Here is a 6,065-nt window from a genome sequence, read left to right as displayed (position 1 = left end):
GTGTTATTCAGGGCATGACCCATATGAAGCACACCTGTGACATTGGGTGGGGGTATTACTATGGAATATGCGGGTTTGGAGGAGTTATCATCCGCATGAAACATCTTGTTTTCAGTCCAGTAAGCATACCATCGTTCTTCAACCTGAGAGGGATTGTACTGTTTTTCCATTGTGAGTCTTTCTTCTGTATCAGTGATTAAAGCTAAAGCCAAATAAGGTTAAAAAATACAATTCGGACAGGGGTGCTTGAAATTGAGAGGGAAATCTGTGAGGAACGAGAGTATGAGAGTACGACAAAACGAGGGACGACAAAGCGAGGGCACGAGGAGTACGGGAGTACGAGGGTACGAAAAACCAAGGGATAAGAATATGAGAAAACGATAGGACAAAAATCTGAATGGGCAGGGAGTATGAAGAGGATAGTATGGAATATTCGAGCAGGAGTCTTTCAACCCTATTTGCTTTTTCTTAAGAAACCTTTGATCGAATCGGCAAAATGCTGAATACCACATACCTCATAAAGTGCAAAAATCAGAAAGATGGAAGGCACTGAGATAACAGTACAGGTAAAGAGATTCTGGATCATTTTGCTTGTAAAAATAACCGGAATCTTATCCATGAGGAGGTATCCGGGAAAGGCAACAGCACAGCAGATGAGAATAATTTTAACAATCGATACAGCAAGTTTGACAGTGGAAGAGAGCTGTCCGTATTTACGGTACCACATATAATAAAGCAACAAAAACTGCAGGGTCATCCCCAGAATGGCAGCCAGGGCAATACCCTTTGGGCCAAGAGATTTACTGAAAATGATATATAATGGAATGCTGAGAAGTGATATTGATGATGTAATGATCAGCGGAAGAACTGTGTTCTGGGTAGCATAAAAAGAGCGGGAAATTATCATCGATGCTGAAAACGCAAAACTCCCGATAAGATATACTGAAAAGACGGAAGCGGTCAAAATTGTGGACTGATGTCCAAACTCCCCATGCTCAAAGAGAATAGAGATTATCTGTTCAGACAACAAAAGCATAAGAATTGACAGTGGTATAAGATAAACAGCAATTTTGGTTAGAACTGAATTGAGCATTTCAGTCATTTTACCGTACTGTCCATCAGCCGCCATTTTGGTAATAAAAGGGTAGAATGCCATTCCTGAAGCCTGACCGAAAACTGCCACAATCATCATTGTGGTACGCAATGCGTAGTTTATACTCGATGTAGCCCCTTCAGAGAGGAAGGATCCAAAGTACCGGAAAAAGATTTCGTTGGAAAAGGTCATTCCCAAACCTAAGATAAGCGGTAGTGTCAATTTGACATATTTTACAAGGTCAGGATCTGAAAGTTTGAAAACCGGCCTGAAACGCATCCCGGATTTGATTGCACCCGGCAGCTGCAGTACTACATTCCCTGCAAATGCACCGATCAAAACTCCCCAGGCAAACCCCTCTATGCCCAGCGATGGCCCAAGGATCAGCCCGCCGAAAATGATACCCAGATTGTAGCATAATGGTGCCATTGCCGGCAGAAAAAACCTGTGCTCAGCCATCTGTACTGCACTGAAAAAAGCACCCCAGTAAAAGAACAACTGAGCTGGAATGATAATACGTGTCAGGCGGACAGTAAGGGAAAGATGTGAGGAATCGGTAATGTGCTTGCCTGAGAGACCAAGGATCTCAGGTGTAAAAATCATTGCCAGGGGAATAAGAAGAGCAAATACTGCGCTCCCGATACAGATCAGATTTGAAAAAGAGCGCCATGCCTGCAGACGATTTCCCTGAGAGCAGTGTTTCTGAAATATGGGGATAAATGTTATGGAAAGAAATCCTCCGGCAAGGAAATGATTTAAAAGTTCAGGGATAAGAAAAGCTGTGACATACGCATCCATTTCAAAGCTGGTGCCTCCGAAAGCCGCAAGGACCTGTTCCCTGACAAGCCCGGTGATACGGCTGAGAAGCACAGATCCCATCATTATGGCTGTAGCGATTGTTAGTGCCCGTTTCTGAGATTTTTTCTCTCTGGAAACTGTCAGGCTTTGAATTAACGCGGTTGTCATGGTATTAAAACTACTGCCTGCGGATGAGTAAGCGCAAAACAGAGTAAGCCGAAAGAGCCTGGAGACAGACAGAAAAACGGAGGATGTAAAAGGAAGGGCTTACGGGCAGATTGACCGTAAGCCTTTGTTTGTCTTAATGAAAAAAGATCTTACTTTCTTTTTTTGCTTCTGGCTTTGGTCTTTGCTTTAGTTTTTGTTTTTTTCTTGGATTCATTGATAATACGATAGGTCTGGGAAATGGAGAGCTTGAACTTTTTAGCTATAGCTGTTCCCGATGTTCCCTTTTCGTAAAGGCTGACGATTTCAGCGTTTCTCTTCGGGTTATCAACCAGAGAAGAATCGATTCCGTATTTTTTCCTGAGCTGATGGATCGCCTGCCTTGTGATTCCGAACTGTTCACCTATTGCAGCATCAGTTTTGAATTTTTTCTGAAGCTTAATAAGCTGGGATTTAGTGATTCTTGGCATATTGCACCACTCCTCTCGTAATGAAGATTAAAGTTTGGTTGATTCCAGCTATTTTATGAGGTGTTGAAGAGTGTTATGATGAGGAGTGTCTGGTGTATTGATATGTAATATACAATTCCTTCATGTCATTTGCAAGGAGAATTTATAACAAAATGTCAATCAGAACGCAATATGACAAGATCCGGGGAAAAAACGGGATTGTATCGCTTCATTGTCAGATGTGCAGCGCGTCAACTAAATTTCCCTGTATACGGAGATAGTGCAATGTACGAAGAAATAATAGATTACCTGCGGTCGTGTTCGGAAGGTGCTTCAACAGGAGAAATTGCCGGAAATTTCTTCAGGATTTCAAATCCGGGCAGTATGGCTGAGATAACAGTCAAAAACATATTGTCCAAAGATAAAAGAATTTTCCAGGATCAAGATGGGCGGTGGTATGCCCGGTCACCTAAATCCTCTGATTCACTTGGGAAACTGCCGCTTTGCGGAGTTTACATTCTCGGGGATCCAGGCAGAAAAACTGAACAGATATACTATTTGTCGATCTGGGAGATATTTCCCGCTCCAAAGTTGATTTGGGAAGCATGGACAAAGAAAACAGAATCTCTTTCCTTTGAAGACAGGCAAGCCCTTGATATCGGAGAGGAAATCAGAGCTGCAGGGGAAAGCGGTGCGGTATTCTCACGACTGGCAGATGAACTTAAATCACGGCTGCCGGTGTTTCTGTCCTGTTATCATGAAAATCTTCTCAGAACTATTTGTGTGAGGCACGGGGAAAATTTCACTGATGACTCAATTCTTGCTGGAGAGCTGTTAACGGCCGCAGGAATTTCCTCCCCCAGACCCCTGTCAACAGGAGCCCTTTTCAGATCAGTCATGGGTCATGAAAGATCTGCTTCAAGTGCACTTGCGCAGGGCGAGCTGTATGCCGAGTGCCTTGCCGAGCTGATCAATACTTTACGGTTAAAAGGTATCGAAACCCGTCAGGATCTTGAAGAGAGGGAAAAGGAGGAGAGAAGAAGATATTTTGAGGGAAAAAAATTTACTTTTGATGATATCAGTTCATTGTCCCAGGTTCCGGGCGTTTACGGGTTCAAAGATGAAGCAGGGAAATTTCTTTATATAGGGAAGGCGAAAAACCTTAGAAGAAGGCTGATGTCTTATTTCCGGGAAACAGACGAATCGCCCTTGAAAATTCAAAGTATCCATCGTGATTCCAAGGAGGTTGTGACTTACCAGTGTGGATCGGAACTGGAATGTCTTCTTTATGAATATCGTTTGATCAGGAAACATAAACCATTGCTTAACAGTCAAACAGAAATAGGTGAGAGGAAGGGAACCTTTTCACCGGTTGAGGATTGTATTATCCTGCTGCCACACACTTCTGAGGAAAAAGTGATGTCTTTCTGGTTCAGAAAGGATCAGAAGATACAAATCAAGCCGCTTGATATTGATTTGAACCATAGTGAAGAGTTATTAAAGGAGATTGAAAGATTCTTTTTGGGTGAGAAACTTCCTGCAGACAGTCAAGATTTTCCGGAGATGGAGATAGCGACCAGATGGGTAAAGAAACACCGTGATTCTCTCACAACAGTACCGGTAAGCAGATTTGGTCAGGCAGAAGAGATTTTGGATAGCATAAAAGGGTATTTAAAAGAGATATCACAGGAAAGGATTTGATACCTTGATTTCCCATCTTACGGAAATGCGATCCATTTCAGGAAAGAGACGCAATATATGGTGTACTATAGTGTAATAGAGTTAATGAAACCATACAATACTGATTTCCCGGATGGATTTGATTATTTTGTATATGTATAATAGGTAAGGAAGTTAGCTAACCCTGAAAGGCAAAATATGAGTTTTACTTATGATCATGAGAAGTTTGTAGCTAAAAATCGCAGCCTGGCATCAGCGCAGGGACGAGAACAACGGGACCAGGCTCTGGAAAAAAAGGGTTATTCTCATTTAAAAAGTAACAAGGAAGGGTCCTGTTTTAACTGCAAACAGAAACAAAACTGCAGTGAGTTCAGGGCAAAGCGCAGCGGTGGGGCTTCCGGGGTGGTTTCTTTTGGCGGTGATGAGAATTTTATTTGCAGCAAATACACACCGGCTCAGGCACAGGCAAAAGGTATGTCAGATAAACAGATTAAATCTCTCCTGAAAAATGTAAAAAAGGGGTATTGATTAACGAACTGTTGTCATTAGAAATACATCCGGTAAGGAGTTGTAATGGAAAAAACACCTTTAGAGCTTTATGAGACTGCTTACAAGCTTCACTATGTCGAAAACCGCATTGCTGAAGCGGTAAAGTACTATGAGGCGCTTGTAAAAGAGTTTCCGGATTCTGACGAATGCGGTTATGCTGCTATTCAGCTTCAAAAATTAAAGGCCAGTGATATTGCTGGAGATTTGAAGGTAAGCTCCAAGAGTGGGCCTGCATCGACAATAGCCATAATTTTAAGCCTTTTATCGCTTATTTTCAGCGGCTTGGCGGCTTACTATTTCTATCAGCAGGATAAGCTGGATTCTGTCCGCGCCAAATTGACTGTAAACGCGCTGGGGAAAATATTCAGAGGTGAACATGAAGAAGCACTTAAAAATCTGACTGAGCTAAAAATTCTTGCAAAAAATGATATCATGCCTTTTGAGCTTTCAGCCGATATTTACCGCAAACTTAAGCAGTATGATAAGGCCCGTTCCGAGTATGAGATATTCTACAAGCTCAATCCTGGATTGCAGCCAACCGAAGATCAATTGCAGAAAATGAAACAAGATGAAATAGATGCTTCAAATACCAGGAGACAGCCACCTCCTCCACCTGTCCAGGTGGCAGAGAATGTGAGTGAAAACGAAGGACCTAAAAAAGCAGTTGTTGCTCCCAAAAAACCGGCAGTTCAAGCACCAAAACCAAAAGCTGCTGTCAAGAAACAACCACCCAAAGAGCAGAAGAAGATCAAAAGCCTTTTTCTTGTAGATCCTGACAGTATCTCTTATTTCTGACCTTTAAGCTTGATTTTCTCGATTAAAGGTTTACTTGATATGCAGAAATGATAGATAATTCAGATACAGAACCAAAAGGAAAAGCTGATGCAGGCTTTAAAAGTTGTAGAAGAGAAGGTTTGCCGGGGTTATGTGCTTGATGAACGCAAGAAATGGATCTTGCTTTCTGAAAAGATATCAAAAGAAAAAGAGTTCCTGAAGCACATTGAATCTGGTGAAATTCTTCTTAATGGTGAGTGGCTGTCTATAGCAGAAGTCAAGAAACGCAGGAATGAGACACAGACAGAAGACACTTCAACTGCAGAAAAAACTTCGAAGGAGAAAAAACCTGGACCTGATACTGCAGATGACATTTCTACAACGGTTAACAGGGGTGAAGAGAATAAATCTGATCAATCACAATCTGATTTTCCGCCTGAAACAATATTTATCTCATCTGAGCTTGAGCCATCTGCTCCAGTGACAGTAAGTCCTGAACCTGAGCCAGACTTTCCACCAGAAACAGTATACGCAGAAACCGGAACCGATTATCCCCC

Annotated in this window: 7 protein-coding genes; 4 read left to right on the top strand and 3 right to left on the bottom strand. The window is 42.2% G+C overall.

Annotated elements, in window-relative coordinates; genetic code table 11:
- The 3 genes from GX089_16075 to GX089_16065 form a co-directional block, all read right to left on the bottom strand.
- Positions 1 to 170 (bottom strand): class I tRNA ligase family protein (locus GX089_16075; GenBank protein ID NLP04012.1); only part of this gene is annotated, 170 nt, incomplete at its 3' end.
- Positions 171 to 454: 284 nt separating this feature from the next.
- On the bottom strand, positions 455 to 2,059 hold the full coding sequence (murJ, locus tag GX089_16070) for a murein biosynthesis integral membrane protein MurJ (GenBank protein ID NLP04011.1): 1,605 nt from the start codon (positions 2,057 to 2,059) through the stop codon (positions 455 to 457).
- A 149-nt stretch (positions 2,060 to 2,208) separates the two neighbouring features.
- The gene (locus GX089_16065; protein NLP04010.1) at positions 2,209 to 2,526 is read right to left on the bottom strand and encodes a helix-turn-helix domain-containing protein; all 318 of its coding nucleotides are present in this window, start codon (positions 2,524 to 2,526) and stop codon (positions 2,209 to 2,211) included.
- Between the two features lie 264 nt (positions 2,527 to 2,790).
- Between GX089_16065 and GX089_16060 the strand changes: the two genes are divergently transcribed.
- From GX089_16060 to GX089_16045, 4 genes are all read left to right on the top strand, one after another.
- Positions 2,791 to 4,206, top strand: a complete 1,416-nt coding sequence (locus GX089_16060) for a nucleotide excision repair endonuclease (GenBank protein ID NLP04009.1) — start codon at positions 2,791 to 2,793, stop codon at positions 4,204 to 4,206.
- Positions 4,207 to 4,383: 177 nt separating this feature from the next.
- Positions 4,384 to 4,713: a hypothetical protein gene (locus GX089_16055; GenBank protein ID NLP04008.1), complete on the top strand. Its 330-nt coding sequence runs from the start codon at positions 4,384 to 4,386 to the stop codon at positions 4,711 to 4,713.
- A 45-nt stretch (positions 4,714 to 4,758) separates the two neighbouring features.
- Positions 4,759 to 5,529, top strand: coding sequence for a tetratricopeptide repeat protein (locus tag GX089_16050; protein NLP04007.1), 771 nt, complete (start codon positions 4,759 to 4,761; stop codon positions 5,527 to 5,529).
- 87 nt (positions 5,530 to 5,616) lie between these two features.
- Positions 5,617 to 6,065, top strand: a 449-nt coding sequence (locus GX089_16045) for a hypothetical protein (GenBank protein NLP04006.1), incomplete at its 3' end; no start/stop codon positions are given.

It is taken from the genome of Fibrobacter sp. (assembly GCA_012523595.1).
Taxonomy (GTDB): Bacteria; Fibrobacterota; Chitinivibrionia; order Chitinivibrionales; family Chitinispirillaceae; genus JAAYIG01.
This window is presented reverse-complemented; position numbering and strand designations above follow the sequence as displayed.

What these genes read in the sequence shown, in the direction of transcription:
- murJ (NLP04011.1), bottom strand. Translation starts at nt 2,059, where the DNA reads ATGACAACCGCGTTAATTCAAAGCCTGACAGTTTCCAGAGAGAAAAAA.
- GX089_16060 (NLP04009.1), top strand. Translation starts at nt 2,791, where the DNA reads ATGTACGAAGAAATAATAGATTACCTGCGGTCGTGTTCGGAAGGTGCT.
- GX089_16050 (NLP04007.1), top strand. Translation starts at nt 4,759, where the DNA reads ATGGAAAAAACACCTTTAGAGCTTTATGAGACTGCTTACAAGCTTCAC.
- GX089_16065 (NLP04010.1), bottom strand. Translation starts at nt 2,526, where the DNA reads ATGCCAAGAATCACTAAATCCCAGCTTATTAAGCTTCAGAAAAAATTC.
- GX089_16055 (NLP04008.1), top strand. Translation starts at nt 4,384, where the DNA reads ATGAGTTTTACTTATGATCATGAGAAGTTTGTAGCTAAAAATCGCAGC.